Source organism: Dyella japonica DSM 16301 (genome assembly GCF_001010355.1).
Classification (GTDB): domain Bacteria; phylum Pseudomonadota; class Gammaproteobacteria; order Xanthomonadales; family Rhodanobacteraceae; genus Dyella; species Dyella japonica.
The window spans coordinates 93,943-109,567 of record NZ_JPLA01000012.1; the positions used below are offsets into that span (position 1 = coordinate 93,943).

The 15,625-nt window shown below is 64.4% G+C and carries 11 protein-coding genes; 5 read left to right on the forward strand and 6 right to left on the reverse strand.

Annotated features, from left to right (window positions below; all coding sequences use genetic code 11):
* Nucleotides 1-195 precede the first annotated feature (195 nt).
* Nucleotides 196-2,220 carry an autotransporter outer membrane beta-barrel domain-containing protein gene (locus Y882_RS04810; protein WP_046970754.1) on the forward strand — a complete coding sequence of 675 codons (2,025 nt, stop codon included), beginning with the start codon at nt 196-198 and terminating at the stop codon, nt 2,218-2,220.
* A 324-nt stretch (nt 2,221-2,544) separates the two neighbouring features.
* Here the strand turns inward: Y882_RS04810 and Y882_RS04815 are convergent, their stop codons facing one another.
* A complete protein-coding gene (locus Y882_RS04815) occupies nt 2,545-3,405 on the reverse strand; it encodes a DUF1481 domain-containing protein (protein WP_046970755.1) in 861 nt (286 codons plus the stop codon).
* A 227-nt stretch (nt 3,406-3,632) separates the two neighbouring features.
* Nucleotides 3,633-6,521 (reverse strand): TonB-dependent receptor plug domain-containing protein, encoded by a 2,889-nt coding sequence (locus tag Y882_RS04820; RefSeq protein ID WP_046970756.1) that lies wholly within the window; start codon nt 6,519-6,521, stop codon nt 3,633-3,635.
* A gap of 324 nt (nt 6,522-6,845) precedes the next feature.
* On the opposite strand from Y882_RS04820, the gene Y882_RS04825 reads away from it, so the two are divergent.
* Nucleotides 6,846-7,415 carry a helix-turn-helix domain-containing protein gene (locus tag Y882_RS04825; RefSeq protein ID WP_046970757.1) on the forward strand — a complete coding sequence of 190 codons (570 nt, stop codon included), beginning with the start codon at nt 6,846-6,848 and terminating at the stop codon, nt 7,413-7,415.
* Nucleotides 7,416-7,492: 77 nt separating this feature from the next.
* On the opposite strand, the gene glyS is transcribed toward Y882_RS04825, so the two are convergent.
* Nucleotides 7,493-9,643, reverse strand: coding sequence for a glycine--tRNA ligase subunit beta (gene glyS / locus Y882_RS04830; RefSeq protein ID WP_046970758.1), 2,151 nt, complete (start codon nt 9,641-9,643; stop codon nt 7,493-7,495).
* On the reverse strand, nt 9,640-10,551 hold the full coding sequence (gene glyQ, locus Y882_RS04835; protein WP_046970759.1) for a glycine--tRNA ligase subunit alpha: 912 nt from the start codon (nt 10,549-10,551) through the stop codon (nt 9,640-9,642). The genes glyS and glyQ overlap by 4 nt, the downstream gene beginning before the upstream one ends.
* A gap of 95 nt (nt 10,552-10,646) precedes the next feature.
* On the opposite strand from glyQ, the gene tfpB reads away from it, so the two are divergent.
* From tfpB to Y882_RS04850, 3 genes are all read left to right on the forward strand, one after another.
* A complete protein-coding gene (tfpB, locus tag Y882_RS04840) occupies nt 10,647-12,458 on the forward strand; it encodes a type IV pilus assembly ATPase TfpB (RefSeq protein WP_046970760.1) in 1,812 nt (603 codons plus the stop codon).
* A 43-nt stretch (nt 12,459-12,501) separates the two neighbouring features.
* A complete protein-coding gene (locus Y882_RS04845; protein ID WP_046970771.1) occupies nt 12,502-13,224 on the forward strand; it encodes a glutamine amidotransferase in 723 nt (240 codons plus the stop codon).
* Nucleotides 13,225-13,305: 81 nt separating this feature from the next.
* Nucleotides 13,306-14,427 carry a hypothetical protein gene (locus tag Y882_RS04850; protein ID WP_244466230.1) on the forward strand — a complete coding sequence of 374 codons (1,122 nt, stop codon included), beginning with the start codon at nt 13,306-13,308 and terminating at the stop codon, nt 14,425-14,427.
* Nucleotides 14,428-14,435: 8 nt separating this feature from the next.
* Here the strand turns inward: Y882_RS04850 and Y882_RS04855 are convergent, their stop codons facing one another.
* Both Y882_RS04855 and Y882_RS04860 read right to left on the reverse strand, forming a co-directional pair.
* Nucleotides 14,436-14,759, reverse strand: coding sequence for a DUF1820 family protein (locus Y882_RS04855; RefSeq protein WP_046970761.1), 324 nt, complete (start codon nt 14,757-14,759; stop codon nt 14,436-14,438).
* Nucleotides 14,760-14,767: 8 nt separating this feature from the next.
* On the reverse strand, nt 14,768-15,451 hold the full coding sequence (locus Y882_RS04860) for a rhomboid family intramembrane serine protease (protein WP_046970762.1): 684 nt from the start codon (nt 15,449-15,451) through the stop codon (nt 14,768-14,770).
* Between the last annotated feature and the right edge of the window lie 174 nt (nt 15,452-15,625).

Consider the following 15,625-nt stretch of genomic DNA (forward strand, 5'->3'; position numbering starts at 1 on the left):
GGAGCGCACCCTGTGCGCGAACCGCGTAGCGATCCCCATCGATCGCCCCGGTCGCGCACAGGGTGCGCTCCTACAGGATTGAGGGCTGGACTCGCCCCAATCCGTTGCGGTGCGGCGCAGCATGCGCTTACGTATGGGCATGCATTACCGTAACGCAGCCATAACAAAGCCGCCCCGGTTCAAGGAGTGTTACCGATGCTTCGTACTCGCACCATTGCCGGCGCCATTGCCGCCGCGTTGCTGATCAGTTCTCCGGCGTTCGCCGCCAAATCCCAGTTCGATAGCGTGGTGGTGTTCGGCGACAGCCTGAGCGACGCCGGCAACATCTCGCTGGCCACCAATCCGGCCATCCAGCCGCCGCTGGAATTCACCACCAACCCGGGTGCCGTGACGGTGCAGAACGTGGCTGGCCACTACGGCTACAGCCTCACCGCCTCACTGGCGGGCGGCAGCGATTACGCCTGGGGCGGCGCTGGCGTGCTGACCAACTCGCCGGGCACGCCGTCGGCCGTGCCGACCATCACCACCCAGGTCAATGCCTACCTCGCTGCCGGCAAGTTCGACAGCAAGGCGCTGTACTCCGTGTGGGGCGGCGCCAATGACATTTTCTATTCGGCCACCGCCGCCGGCGCTGGCGCCACCGCGCAGCAGCTGATCCAGCAGAACGTGCAGCTGCAGATTGCCCAGCTGCAGGCCGCTGGCGTGCCGCCGGCGCAGATCGCCGCGCTGACCCCGCAGATCACCCAGGCAGTGACCGCCGCCGTGACCCAGCAGGTGCTGGCTGCCGCAGGCGTGTCGGGCTTCCAGACGGCCGCACAGGCGCAGGCTTCCGTGGCCGCCGCCGCGCAGCAGGAAGTGAAGCTGATCGGCCAGATGCAGGCCGCCGGCGCCAAGAACATCCTGGTGTTCAACCTGCCCAACATCGGCCTGACCCCGTCCGCGCTCGAGCAGGGCGCCAGCGCCGCCTCGTCGCTGACCGGCCTCAGCCTGATCTTCAATGGCACGCTCAGCGCCGGCATCGCCCAGCTGGGCAAGGGCATCATCCCGGTCGACACCTTCAGCCTGCTCAATGAAGTGATCGCCAACCCGGGCGCCTACGGCTTCACCAATGTCACCAACGAAGCTTGCGGCGTGGGTTCCAGCTCGGTCGCCTGCGGCCCGGCCGGTTCGGGCCTGCCCTACACCTACCCGGCGGGCGCCAACCAGACCTATCTGTTCGCCGACGGCGTGCACCCGACCACCGCCGCTGACGTGATGCTGGGCCAGTACGTGGTCTCCATCCTCAGCGCACCGGGCTATGCCTCGTTGCTGGCGGAAGCACCGCTGGCCTCGATCCAGGCGCAGAACCGCGCGATCCGCAACCAGATGCTGGCCGATGGCCAGGGCAGCGACACCCGCGTGTTCGCCAACATCGACTACGGCGATCAGCGCTTCGACGCCAGCTCCGGCTCGCCGCGCACCTCCAGCGACAACGTCAACCTGACCACCGGCGTCGACGTGCGCTTCAACGACAACTGGTCCGGCGGCATCGCCTTGAACATCGGCCAGCACAACGCCGACTACGCCGGCGGCGGCGGCTACAAGCTGCAGGACGTGTCGGGCCTGGGTTACATGATGTGGCACCAGGAAGGCGCCTACGTGGGCGGCTACGTGGACTTCGGCCAGGACAACTTCTCGGACATCGAGCGCAAGATCCAGCTCGGCAACATGCTGCGCAGCGAAACGGCCAAGGCTGACGGCAACCACGTCGGCGGCGGCATCAACGGCGGCTACTGGTTCGACCTGGGCACGCTGCGCACCGGTCCGTTCGCCAACTTCGAATGGCAGACGGTCAAGGTCGACAGCTACAACGAGAGCGGCAGCGACAGCACGGCCATGTGGTTCGGCAGCCAGCAGCGCGATTCGCAGGTCTCCACCCTGGGCTGGCGCCTGGAAGGCCACTGGCAGGCTGGCAACACCATGCTGTCGCCGTACGCCGAGCTCGCCTTCAACTACGACAGCAAGGCTGACCCGCGCTTCGTCACCGCCGGCCTCAACGGCATGCCCGGCTCGTTCGAACTGGTCGGCTTCTCGCCGGACAAGACCTGGGGCACCGGCGACATCGGCCTGAGCGCCCAGTTCAGCCAGGCCCTGAGCGGCTGGGTGGGCTACAGCGGCCGCTTCGGCGACAACAGCCAGAAGTACAACAGCGTGAACCTGGGGATGAAGTACGCCTTCTAAGGCTTACCTGCATTCCGCAACGAAGCCGTCCGCGCAAGCGGGCGGCTTTTTTGTTGGCTTGGACACGACTCGAATTCTCCCTCACCGTCATTCCCGCGAAAGCGGGAGGCGCTGTACAACGGCGAAGCAGGTCATCCAGCGACTTTGCTCTGACGCCTTAAAGGCACTGGATTCCCGCTTTCGCGGGAATGACGGTGAGGGATAGGGCATTGACGACGAGAGTGACAACGTCACCTTTGGACGGATGGACGTCCAAACGACGCCCAACAAAAAAGCCGCCCGCTTGCGCGGACGGCTTTTCGCGGCGTCGAGCCGGCGAGGGGCTTACTTGCCCTTGCCGTTCGTCGCCAGATTCAGGATCGACTGACTCTGCTTCTGCAGGCTGGCCGCTTCATCGTCGGACAGCGGCGAGCTCTTGCTGCCCTGGTCGTTGGTCTTGAGCACCAGCGTACCGTCCTGGCCCCAGGCCGCGCGCTCGGTCGAGCTGGGCTTGGAATCCTTGCTGGACTTCTTCTGCTGCACGACCACCCACGGCTTGCCGTCCTTGTAGGCGTAGTCGGTGCTGGTGAAGCCCTTGTCGCCGTAATCGACTTCTTCGCGGATGAACTTCACTTCACCCGCTTCACGGAACACCTGCCAGCCGCGCGAGACCTTGTCTTCGAGCTTGGTGCCGTTGCTGATCTTCATGCCGCCGATCTGCTTCTGCACGGAGGTGAAGGCAGCCAGTTCCTTTTCGCCCTGGGTCTGCTCGCCCACCAGCTGGATGTTCACCTGGGTAGGCATGCCCTTGGTCAGCACCTGGGTCTGCAGCGGCGGGTTGTACTTGCGATCGCCGTCGGTCAGCGTGGCCTTCAGCACGTACAGGCCGGCCGGGTTTACGTCGGCCGGGTTGAACGGCAGCTGGAAGGTGATCGGCAGCGTGTTCGCCGACTCGATCGTCTTGGTGGCCAGCGGGGTGGCGTCCGGCGTGGACACGTCGATCAGGGTCAGATCGAGCTTCGCGGCCGGCGATACGGTGGTGCCCGCATCGCGCAGGGCCACCTGGCCGGTGATCTGGTTGGCCTGAGCCGGCGTCTGCGCGGCGTCACCGCCCTGCGCGCCGCCCTCGGGCGACTGGGAAGAATTGCCACAACCGGCGAGTGCCAGAGCAGCGACCGACATCAGCGACCAAACAAGACGGCGCATGTGAAAAACCTCTATCGATAGTCAGGGCTTAGCGCGAGAACCAACAGGCGCCCAACACGCCTCGACTCTACACGGGGGAGCCCTTGAGCATAGCCCAAACGTAAGGGCTTGTAAAAGTTGGCTCCATGCGCTTGCGTATGCAAAAGCAGGGATAGCCGCCTAAACGACCAGTGAACAAAAAAGGCGGCCCGTCACCGGGCCGCCCCTGGGTTTTGCACCCGCGCCGATTAGAAGCGCTGGCTGTACTTCAGGTAGTAGAAGCGACCGATGTCAAAGCCGCCGTAGTACACGAAGGAGCTGTTCGGCTTCGAGTACATGATGGGACCCTGCTTATCGAACACGTTGTTCGCGCCGACCGAGATCACGCCCTTCCACGGCATGGTCCAGCGGAACTGGACGTCGTTGAAGGTGGTGGAGCCGGTGTGACGCTGTGCCTGTGCGCCGTTGAACGGATCGACGTGGTCGATGTCGTTGCACTCGGCCGGCGTGACGTAGGAGCAACGCTCCGTCATGCCCGAGTAGTAACGCATCGTCCAGGTCATGCCGAACAGGCCACGCGTGAAGTCCAGCGACAGGTTGGAACGGGTGCGGAAGTTGCCGCCGTAGCCGGTGAGCGGCTGCACGGTGGTGTCCGGATTGTCGTCGGCCTTGACGTTGAGGTAGTCGACGTAGGTCGTGTTCCAGTGCGTGGCGAACTGACCGATCGAATCGATGGTGAAGCGGTAGTTCACACCGAAGTCGTAGCCGGCCGTCTTCTGCCAGCCCTTGTTGGTCAGGCCGTAGAACATGTTGGTGATCACGCCATTGGCCGGATCACGCGTGAAGCCCGAGCAGCGCGAGGCGATGCCGGCCACGTAGCAGTCGTCCAGGATGTCCTGCACGGCGTCTTGCGCGATCACGTTCTTGATGTCGATCTTGTACCAGTCCAGCGACACGTCGAGGCCTTCGACGTAGTGCGGGCTGTAGATCACGCCGAAGGTACGGGTGGTCGCCGTTTCCGGGGTCAGCTTGGAGTTGGAGCCGGTGGTGAACTGATAGTTGGTCTGGCACGGATAGGTCGTGCACGGGTTGAGCGCCTGACCCAGCTGCACATAGTTCGCCGCCACGGCCGCCTGGCCGCCAAAGCCGCCGGTACAACGCGCGGCCACCGCCGGGTTGCCCTTGGCCGAACCACTCTTGGTATCGCACGGATCGGTGTACGACTCGAAGCTGCTGCCGATACCGCCGTAGAGGTCGGAGATGGTCGGTGCGCGGAAGCCCTGCGCCCAGCTGCCGCGGACGAGCAGGTCGTCGATCGGCTTCCACTTCACGCTGGCCTTGCTGTTGGTGGTGGTGCCGAAGTTGTCGTAATCGGAGTAACGGCTGGCCACGTCGATGGACAGTTCGCGCGCCATCACCACGTCACGCAGGAGCGGCACGTCGAACTCGAGGTAAGCCTCGTTGACCGAGTACTTGCCTTCAGTCGTGGTCGCGGCCAGACCCGAGCTCAGGCCCGCCTGGTTGAAGGCGTCCGGCACGAAGCGGCCGTCTTCCTGGCGATGCTCGATACCGGCGGCCACACCGACGTCACCCGCCGGCAGACCCTGGAAGGTGCCCGCGATATTGGCGGTGTAATCGGTCGTGGTGGTCTTGCCGGTGTCGTGGAATTCCGGGAACAGGAAGGCCTGCAGGTCCGGATCGGCGAGCGAGCCGGCGCCAGCCTGGCCGTACGGCAGCAGCGGGTTCCATACCACGCAGCCGGCGACCGGCTTGGCGGCGGTACCGCAATGCACCTTGCCGTCCGTACCCATGTACGACGGGCCGACGGCAGCTTCCGTATTGATCAGGTTGAAGTCGCCATGACCGGTCTTGAGCATGTTGTTGCGATTGGTCATCGCGCCAACGTCCCAGTTCCAGCTGCGGCCACCGAGCTCAAAGAAGCCTTCGAAGCCGGCGGTCCAGCGATAGGTTTCCAGTTCGCTGTTGGTGGTACGGGGCACTTCCCAGCCACGACGCGCGAAGTTCAGCGTGGTGCCCAGCGGATTGAAGTAGCTGGTGGCCGCCATCGGCGTGCCGAACGCGGCCGACTGGTACGGATAGCCGGCGATCTGCTGCAGGGTGTCGCGCTTGTTGTAGAGGAAGTCGGTCTTGAACGCGAGGTTGTCGAGCAGGTTGTACTTGCCTGCCACGAACAACGAGGTGCGCTCCTGACCCGTGGCCAGCGTCATCTCCTGGTTGGAGTTGGCGTAGCGCGCCGAGGTCAGCGGCTGATAGTTGGCGATATCGCGCGGGTCAGTGCCCGGCTTGAGGGTACAGGTCGCCTTGGCGCCGCCCGGGCCGCACGGGCCGCTGAACGAGCCGTACTGGCTGATGCCGCTCCAGCCGGCGGTGGGGTGGAACGGGCCCGACGGGTAGGCGCTGAATTCGCGGTCCTTCGCCCAGACCGGATCGTCCTTCTGGTACTGCGCGCTGGCCATGATCGAACCGCGATCGTTGGCGGTACCCAGCGTGAAGTCGTAGCTCTGGCCCTTGCCGTCGTTGTTGTCGTACTGGCCGACGTAGGCATTGGCCTCGGCGCCGGTGAAGTTGCTGCGCGTGATCACGTTCACCACGCCGGCGATGGCGTCCGAACCGTAGATCGACGAACCACCGTCCTTGAGCACTTCGATGCGGTCGATCACCGAGACCGGGATCTGACCCAGATCCTGCAGGCCGGAGGTGTTGGCGCCCAGGCGCTTGCCGTTGATCAGGATCAGCGTGCGGTTGGGACCGAGGTTGCGCAGGTCGACGTAGTAGCCGCCCACGTCTTCGCCCGAGGACAGCGCGTTGGCGCGGCTGATCGGCGGCGAACCGACTTCGGTCAGGTTCTGCAGGATGTCAGCAACCGACGTGAAGCCCTGGTTCTGGATCTGCTTGCGGTCGATGGTCACCACCGGCTGGGCGGTTTCCACATCGACGCGCGGAATGCGCGTACCGGTAACGGTGACGGTTTCGAGCTTCTTCGCTTCGTTTTCGCTGGCTGCCGGGCCGCCCGCATTCTGCGCAAAGGCCGGACCCACGACTGCGAAGGTACCTACGGCAAGTGCCAGGCGGACGGCAACCGTAAGTTTATTGTCAACTTTCTTGCGGAACTGCATATTTACTCCCCAGTAAAGACGCCGGCCCCAACCGACGCCAAAATGCCGACTTGCTTGCAAGTGGCAGGCTCCAAAGGCGTTGCACCTCGAAACTTGCTGTCTGCCAGCTGAACAACCCGGCGCATTCTTGATTACCAATTCGCAGCCGTTGCGTTCTTGGTCTCGGTAGAAGTTGCTCCCCACGAGTTCCCGCTACCATGAACTTACGACCATATGAGAATTTTCTTACGAGTGTCAACGATTTCGTAACGCTTGCTTCACGCTGACGTTTCTAAATTTCGGGCCACGCTCCCCTTACAAGTCGCCATCCGCCAGGAAAATGCGATGAACATGCAAAAACTTTCGACTAACGAGTCTTCGTCCACCTTTGCCGATCGCATAAAAGTGCTGATCCAGCGCGTGGGCAGCGTCACCGAGATCGCTCGGATGTGCGGTTTTTCTGAAGGCGTCGTGCGTAGCTGGCGGGACGGCAATACCGATCCTTCGCGCGCGCGCTGCGTGACCCTGGCCAAGACCCTGGGTATTTCCCTGGTGTGGCTGGTGGCCGGCGAAGGGACCATCCAGACCACCGACGCGATGGCCTCGGGCGAAGACCAGACGAACACGGAGACGATGGCGAACCGTCATCGCTCCAAGCTGCGTACCGCCGCGGACACGCTGCATGCCAGCGGCCTGGCGATGGATCCCAACCGCCTCAACACGGCGCTGCGCATCCTGCAGTCGGAGCTGGACCTGGCCGAGAGCCGCCTGACCCTGGCCGACAACGCCGATATGCTGGCCGACCTCTATGAAATCCTTGGTCCGGGCGGCACCGACGTGGACGCCACCGCGATGGTCTCGTTCAACCAGCGCCTGCACGAACGCGTGAAGCGCGGCCGTCAGGTCGCCGCGTAAACGCACCGGTGCCTACGGCCTGAAACAAAAACGGCAGCCCTAGGGCTGCCGTTTTTGCATGGGTGCGAACGCCGGTCTTAGAGGCGGGCGATGTCCGCGATGGCGCCGAATTGCGCCTTCAGCTGGCCCAGCAAGGCCAGGCGGTTGGCGCGCACCGCCGGATTTTCCGCGTTGACCAGCACGCTGTCGAAGAACGCATCCACCGGCGCCTGCAACTGCGCCAGGCGCGTGAGCACCGCGGCGTAATCGCCCGCTTCCAGCGGCGCATGCGTATCGGCGCGGGCGGCGTCGAGGGCGGCATGCAACGAGCGTTCGGCCTCCGCCTCGAAATGCGCGGGGTCGACGGTGGTGCCCACCGGCGCGGCGCCGGCTTCCTCGGCCTGCTTGCGCAGGATGTTGGCCACGCGCTTGTTCGCCGCCGCCAGGCTCAGGGCTTCCGGACGGCGGCCGAACTCGCCGACCGCGCGCAGGCGACGGTCGAAATCCACCAGGCTGGACGGCGACACGGCTGCCACGGCCTCAAACTGCTCGCTGGTAAAGCCCTGCTCGGCGTAATAGCCGCGCAGGCGATCGAGCACGAATTCGACCAGTTCGTCCGCCAGCGCCGCACGGCGCTTGCCGGCGTCGAGCGCGGGCGCCTTGCCGTCCTTGCCCGGCTTGAGGCCGGCGGCCAGCGCCGCTTCCGGCAACAGCTCCAGCGCCTCGACAAAACTGCCGCGCAGATCCAGCTCCAGTCCGCCTTCGACCAGGGTACGCGCAAGACCGAGCGCGGCACGGCGCAAGGCAAACGGATCCTTGTTGCCACTGGGCTTCATGCCGACGGCGAAGATGCCGGCCAGCGTATCGAAGCGATCGGCCACGGCGAGCACCTGGCCCACCTTGCCGGCGGCAATGGCGTCACCCGCGAAGCGCGGCTGGTAATAGCTGTCCAGTGCGTCGGCCACGTCGGCCGCCTCACCGTGATGCGCCGCGTAGTAACGACCCATCACGCCCTGCAGCTCGGGGAATTCGCCGACCATGCGGGTGAGCAGGTCGCACTTGCTGAGTGAGGCGGCGCGCGTCGCGGCGCCGGCATCCACGTCCACGCGGCCGGCGATGATGCGGGCCAGCTCGGCCACGCGCACGCTCTTGTCCCACAGACTGCCCAGCGCCTGCTGGTAGGTGACCTGCTTGAGCTGATCCTGGTAGCCGGCCAGCGGCGTCTTGAGGTCTTCGTCCCAGAAGAACTTGGCGTCGGCAAAGCGCGGACGGATCACGCGCTCATAGCCCTTGCGGATTTCCGACGGCTGCTTGCTCTCGATATTGGCCACACCGATGAAATGCTCGGTGAGCTTGCCGTTCGCGTCGAACACCGGCACGAACTTCTGGTTGGTCTCCATGGTGGTGACCAGCGCCTCGGGCGGCACCGCAAGAAATTCGCGATCGAAGGTGCAGGCAATCGCCACCGGCCATTCGGTGAGGTTGGCGATTTCGTGGAGCAGCGCGTCGTCGAGCTGCGGCACGCCACCGGTTTCCTTCGCCGCACGGGCGACTTCATCGCGCACTTTCTGGCGACGCTCGGTCGGATCGGCCAGCACCTTGGCCGCGCGCATCGAGTCCAGCCAGATATCGGCGTCGGACACGTGCACGGGCTGCCCGTGCATGAAACGGTGGCCGCGCGACTTGCGGCCGCTGGTCAGGCCCAGCACGCTGCCGTCGACGATGTCCGCGCCGTGCAGCATCACCAGCCAGTGCACCGGACGCACGAAGGTGTAGTCGTGATCGCCCCAGCGCATGGGCTTGGGAATCGGCAAACCCTTGAGTGCCTCGTCCACGATCTCGGGCAACAAGGCCGCCACCGGCTGGCCGGGCTTGACCGCGCGATACACAAACCACGCACCCTTGTCGGTTTCGAGCTTTTCCAACTGCTCGACCGTCACGCCGCAAGACTGCGCAAAACCTTGCAACGCCTTGCTCGGATTGCCTTCGGCATCGAGTGCCGCATTGACGGCCGGGCCGCGACGTTCGACGTTTTGCTCCGGCTGATTGACTGCCACTGCCGGGATATAGACGGCCAAACGACGCGGCGAAGCATACAGCTTCGCTTCGTCCAGGCCGGCATCCACGCCGCGCTTGGCCAGTCCGTCGCAGATGCCGCGCAGGAAGGCCGCGGACAGTTCGTCCAGCGCCTTGGGCGGCAATTCTTCCGTGCCCAGTTCGATCAACAGCGGCTTGGTGGCGGCGCTCATGCAGCCTGCTCCTTCACGTTCTTCTTCAGGCCCGGAAAACCGAGCTTTTCACGTTGCGCGACATAGGTCTCGGCCACCGCGCGGGCCAGCGTGCGCACGCGCAGGATGTAACGCTGGCGCTCGGTGACGCTGATGGCGCGGCGCGCGTCGAGCAGGTTGAAGGTGTGGCTGGCCTTCATCACCTGCTCGTAGGCAGGCAGCGGCAGGTTGGCGGCGATCAGCTTGTTGGCCTCGCCTTCGCACACATCGAACCAGCGCAGCAATTCGGGCACGTTGGCGTGTTCGAAGTTGTACGTGCTCTGTTCCACTTCGTTCTGGTGGAACACATCGCCATAGGTGACGGTGCCGCGCGGGCCATCGGTCCAGACCAGGTCGTAGACGTTGTCCACGTTCTGCAGGTACATGGCCAGGCGCTCCAGACCGTAGGTGATCTCACCGGTCACGGGACGGCATTCCAGGCCGCCGGCCTGCTGGAAGTAGGTGAACTGGGTCACCTCCATGCCGTTGAGCCAGACTTCCCAGCCCAGACCCCAGGCGCCGAGCGTCGGCGATTCCCAGTTGTCCTCGACGAAGCGCAGGTCGTGCACCAGCGGGTCCAGTCCCAGCTCCTTCAGCGAACCGATGTACAGGTCCAGGATGTTGTCCGGGTTCGGCTTCATCACCACCTGGTACTGGTAGTAATGCTGCAGGCGGTTCGGGTTTTCGCCGTAGCGGCCGTCGGTGGGTCGGCGCGAGGGCTGCACGTACGCCGCCGCCCAGGGCTCGGGGCCGAGCGAACGCAAAAAGGTCGCAGGGTGGAAGGTGCCGGCGCCGACCTCGGTGTCGAGGGGCTGCAGCAGGACACAACCCTGCGCCGCCCAATAGCGGTTAAGGGTCTGGATCACATCTTGGAAGGTGCGCGCGGACATGGCTTTCCGTGGGCTTCAATAAAGCGGGTTAGTATAGCCGGGACCGCTTTCTCCGCTGGAATCCAGCGCATAAAGCCTATCGGAGAGATCGCCGCATGGCCGCTTCGCCGCAAACCGTGTCCCTGCTCGGCCGCCGCAGTCGGCTGGCGCTGGATGAAATGCTCGCCACGCTGGTGGTCGACGGGTATCTGCTCGCCGAAGACGCCAAGCAGGTGCGCATGGGCACGCGCAGCGGCCGCGCCACGGTGGAATTGCATCCGCTGGTGCTGGTGGCCAACGCCAAGCTGCCCAACCAGCGCGATCCCGGTCGACCGCTGAGCCTGGAGGCGCTGACCGAGTGGCTGGCCGGCCACGCCCAGCTGCCGTATCTCAAAATCGATCCGATGAAGATCAACGTGGCCGCGGTGACCCAGGTGGTCAGCCGCGCCTACGCCGAGCGCCATCGCATCCTGCCGGTGGCGGTGGCGCCGGGCGAAGCGACCTTCGCCACCTGCGAGCCGTTCGACAATGCGTGGGCCGCCGATCTCTCGCAGATGTTGCGGCGTGACGTGAAGCGGGTGGTGTCCAACCCGATCGACATCAACCGCTACCTGCTGGAGTTCTACGGCGTACAGCGCTCGATCCAGCTGGCGCAGGACGCCAAGACCACCGGCTACGACTCCTCCGCCATCCTCAACTTCGAGCAGCTGCTGGAGCTGGGCAAGGGCGGCGAAGTCGGCGCCGACGATCGCCACGTCGTGCACATCGTGGACTGGCTGCTGCAGTACGCGTTCGAACAACGCGCCTCGGACATCCATCTCGAGCCGCGTCGCGAAGCCGGCCTGATGCGTTTCCGCATCGACGGCGTGATGCACAAGGTGTTCGAGCTGCCGCCCCCGGTGATGACCGCGGTGACGGCGCGCATCAAGATCCTCTCGCGCATGGACGTGGCCGAAAAGCGCCGCCCGCAGGATGGCCGCATCAAGACACGCTCGGCTTCGGGACGTGAAGTGGAACTGCGTATCTCCACCATGCCGACCGCGTTCGGCGAGAAGGTGGTGATGCGTATCTTCGATCCGGACATCGTGGCCAAGGATTTCTCGCAGTTGGGCTTTTCGCCCGAGGAAGGCGAGGCCTGGCGCACCATGGTGGAGCGCCCGCACGGCATCGTGCTGGTGACCGGCCCGACCGGTTCGGGCAAGACCACCACGCTTTACTCCACGCTCAAGCATCTGGCGACGCCGGAGTTGAACGTCTGCACGGTCGAAGACCCGATCGAAATGGTGAGCCCCGAGTTCAACCAGATGCAGGTGCAGGCGGCGATCGACCTGGACTTTGCCATGGGCGTGCGCACGCTGCTGCGACAGGACCCGGACATCATCATGGTCGGCGAAATCCGCGACCTGGAGACGGCGCAGATGGCCGTGCAGGCCTCGCTCACCGGTCACCTTGTGCTCTCCACCCTGCACACCAACGATGCGCCCAGCGCGATCACCCGTCTGCTTGATCTGGGCGTGCCGCATTACCTGATCCAGTCCACCCTGACCGGCGTGGTGGCGCAGCGCCTGGTACGCACACTGTGTGCCCATTGCAAGCAGGCCACCGAGCAGGAGCCGCACGAATGGACCGCGCTCACGCACGGCTGGGATGTGCCGCTGCCCGAGAAGGTCTACAAACCGGTGGGTTGCCTGGAGTGCCGCAATACCGGCTTCATGGGACGCACCGGCATCTACGAGATGCTACCGCTGTCATCGCGGCTGCGCGGCTTGATTTCGTCGCAGCTGGACCTGGGTCACTTCGGACATGCCGCGCTCGCCGAAGGCATGCGTCCCTTGCGCATATCCGCGGCGGCGCAAGTCGCGCGCGGTGTCACCACCGTCAAGGAAGTGCTGACGGTGATTCCACCCATTGAACATGGCATCGTCTGACGACGCTGCCCGCTCACTCAACGCATTCGTCGTATCGCATCGCATGAAGCCTGTCCTGATCATCCGCACCGGTCGCGCCCCCGCTCCCATCCGCGCGCGTCACGGCGATTTCCCGCACTGGTTCCGCCTCGGCGCACAACTGCTGCCTGAACGCATCCGCGTGGTCGACGTGGAGGCGGGCGAGGAGCTTCCTGCACCGAGCGAAGTGGCCGGCGCACTGATCACCGGCTCCGCCGCGATGGTCACCGAGCGCGCTGCGTGGAGCGAACGCACGGCGGGATGGATCCGTGACGCGATGGATCTGGAACTGCCGATGTTCGGCGTGTGCTACGGCCATCAGCTGATGTCGCATGCGCTGGGTGGACGCGTCGACTATCTGCCAGGCGGTCGCGAGATCGGTACCGTAACGATCAACATGCTCGACGCGGCGAAGAACGATCCGCTGGCCGGCAGTTTCCCGTCGGCATTTCGTGCCCATGCCACGCATGAACAAAGCGTGCTCGAGCTGCCGAAGAACACCACCGTGCTGGCCAGTTCCTCGCGCGACCCGCATCACCTCGTGCGCTATGGCAAGAACGCGATGAGCGCGCAGTTCCATCCCGAATTCAATGCGGATGTGATGCGCGCTTACATCGATCGCAAACACCACGACATGAAGCGCGAAGGCTTCGATCCGCACCACACCTTCAAGCAGGTGGCCCCGACCCCGCTGGCGCGTCGTCTGTTCCGGCAGTTTTCGCGTCATCACGGTCTGGCCGCCGGCTGACATGGCTGTCACGCACACGGTCTAGAATCGGTCCATCGGCGCGAACGTGAGGAAGCAGGCGCCGCCACATGGACGAACACCATGGGTCGACAACCGCATGTACACCGCGCATCGGTCATGGCGATGCGGCTGATGGACGTCGCCGACACGATTGATCTGACGGCAGCCGAGTCATTGTGGGCGCAACGGGCGCGCACCGCTACCGCGCGCAGTCGACTGGTCACGGCGCCGACGAAGGCACTGACCTTTGGTGTGCCGCCGGTGGAGTTGACGCTGGGACCGCTCGACATCGTGATTGGCGGCCACGCATTGCAGGCCACCGCGCTGGCACGGCTCTATGAGTTCGGCGTCGTTGCATTATCCATCAGCGTGCCTGCCGATGATCTGTCCTGGATCGATTTCAGCGCGCGCGTGAATGCCGTGGATGCCGCGTTCGGCCTGGCCTCCGATTCGGACGCCTGGACGCGCCTGCTCGCGCAGATCACGGACATCGTGGGACCCGCGCTGCAGCGCCCGAGTCCCTCCATCCTGCATGAAGACTATCTGCTCGGCCTGGTGCATGCGCTCGAGGGCGTCGAGAGTACGGCGACGCTGCATGACGAACTCGATCTGGTGCCCTTGCTTGCGGGCGAATCGCGACCACTCTCGGAATCGGCGCGACAGGAGCTGCTGCGGCAGCGCTTTTCGTATTACACCGATGACCTGGCCGTGGTCACCTGGGATCGTGCCTTCATCTATGAACCGCGTGGCGAGTCCGATGTGGTCGACATCCTCGAAGTGGCCAATGCTCAGCTATTGGAGTTGCGCTACTACGACGAATGGCTCGACGCCGAACTGCCTCGCATGTACGACCTGGTCGAAGCGACGCACAACGTCGCCAACCCTTTCGCAGCGCGGCGCTACGCGGATCTCGCACGGCATCTGTATACGCTGGTGGCGGAGGTCACCGAGATTACCGAGAAGGTGGACAACGCCTTGCAGGTGACCGAAGACGTCTATCTCGCGCGCGTCTACGCGGCAGCCCTTGAGCTGTTCCGCGTACCTCATGTCAGCAAGGCCGTGGATCGCAAGCTGGCCATCATCCGCGACAGCTACGCGGCGTTGTACGACGAAGCCTCAAGCAAGCGCGGCGAGCTGATGGAGCTGGCCATCATCCTGCTGATCGCCGTGGAAATCGTGATCGCGTTCATCCGCCACGTCTAGCCGACGGTTCAGCGCCCGCGCGGCGGCATCGGGAACGGGGTGATCTTCTGGCCATCGCTGGCATCGCGGATCACCAGCGCACCCTTGCTCTCCACTTCCTCGACCCGTACCACCGATTGCATCGGCAGGTGCAGCACGCGCGTGTCCTTGAACTCATCACGCAGCTTCTCCTCGGTGGGATCCACCAGCAGGCCTTCGCCGACGGGTTCGAACACGAGTTCACCGACTTCGGTGAAACCCCACAGGCTGCTGGACGCCACATGGCGGGCATAGAGCTCGTAGCACTTGCCCAGGTGCAGGAAGGTGACTTTGTAGAGTTTCTTGTTACGCATGAGGCCGATTATCCGCGCAAACGCCGCGCGATCGCATCCCGCGAGAACAGCGCGAACGCCACCCCGAACAGGAAGCCCGCGATGTGCGTCCACCACACCACCGCGCCATAGCTCGGGCCGGCGTAGCTGAAGAGCAACTGCAGCAGGACCCAGATGCCAATCAGCAGGAAGGCAGGGACACGCACGAACTCAAGATAGAGGCCCAGCGGCAGCACCAGACCCAGACGCGCGCGCGGAAACAGCGCGATATAGGTGCCGAGTACGGCCGACACCGCGCCACTGCAACCAATGATCGGCGAGCGCACACCGGTCAGCGAGAGCGCACCCACCAGGTTCGCCACGATGCCACCCAGTACGAACAGCAGCAGGAAACGCAGTGATCCGAGTGCTCGCTCCGCGGGCAAGCCAAAGATCACCAGGAACAGCAGATTGCCCAGCAGATGCAGCCAGGCCAGATGGATGAACAGTGCGGTGAACAGGCGCAGCAGCGAAGGATCGTGCAGTTGCGGCAGCAGCGGGGCCTTGGGATCGAAGATGTTCGCCGGCACGGTTCCCCATTCCAACCACATCGACATGCGCTGCGGCCCCGGCATCAAGGCCAGGCCGACAAAACTGATCACGCACACGACCACAACGAGCACGGTTGCCCATTGCACATGCCGACGACGGCGGGTTTCGACATGGACAAACACTGAAACGCTCCGCGGCATGCAGGACAGGCGAGGTCTGCATCATAGGCGATATGGTTTTGCTGGATAGCGCGCAGGGACAAACTCGTGCGGTTTCAGATCAAACTTGCTCGAAACCGCGCAATCAGACGCACTTTCGCGTGCTTTCTGCAGGAATTATTTTCAAACCGCACAAAG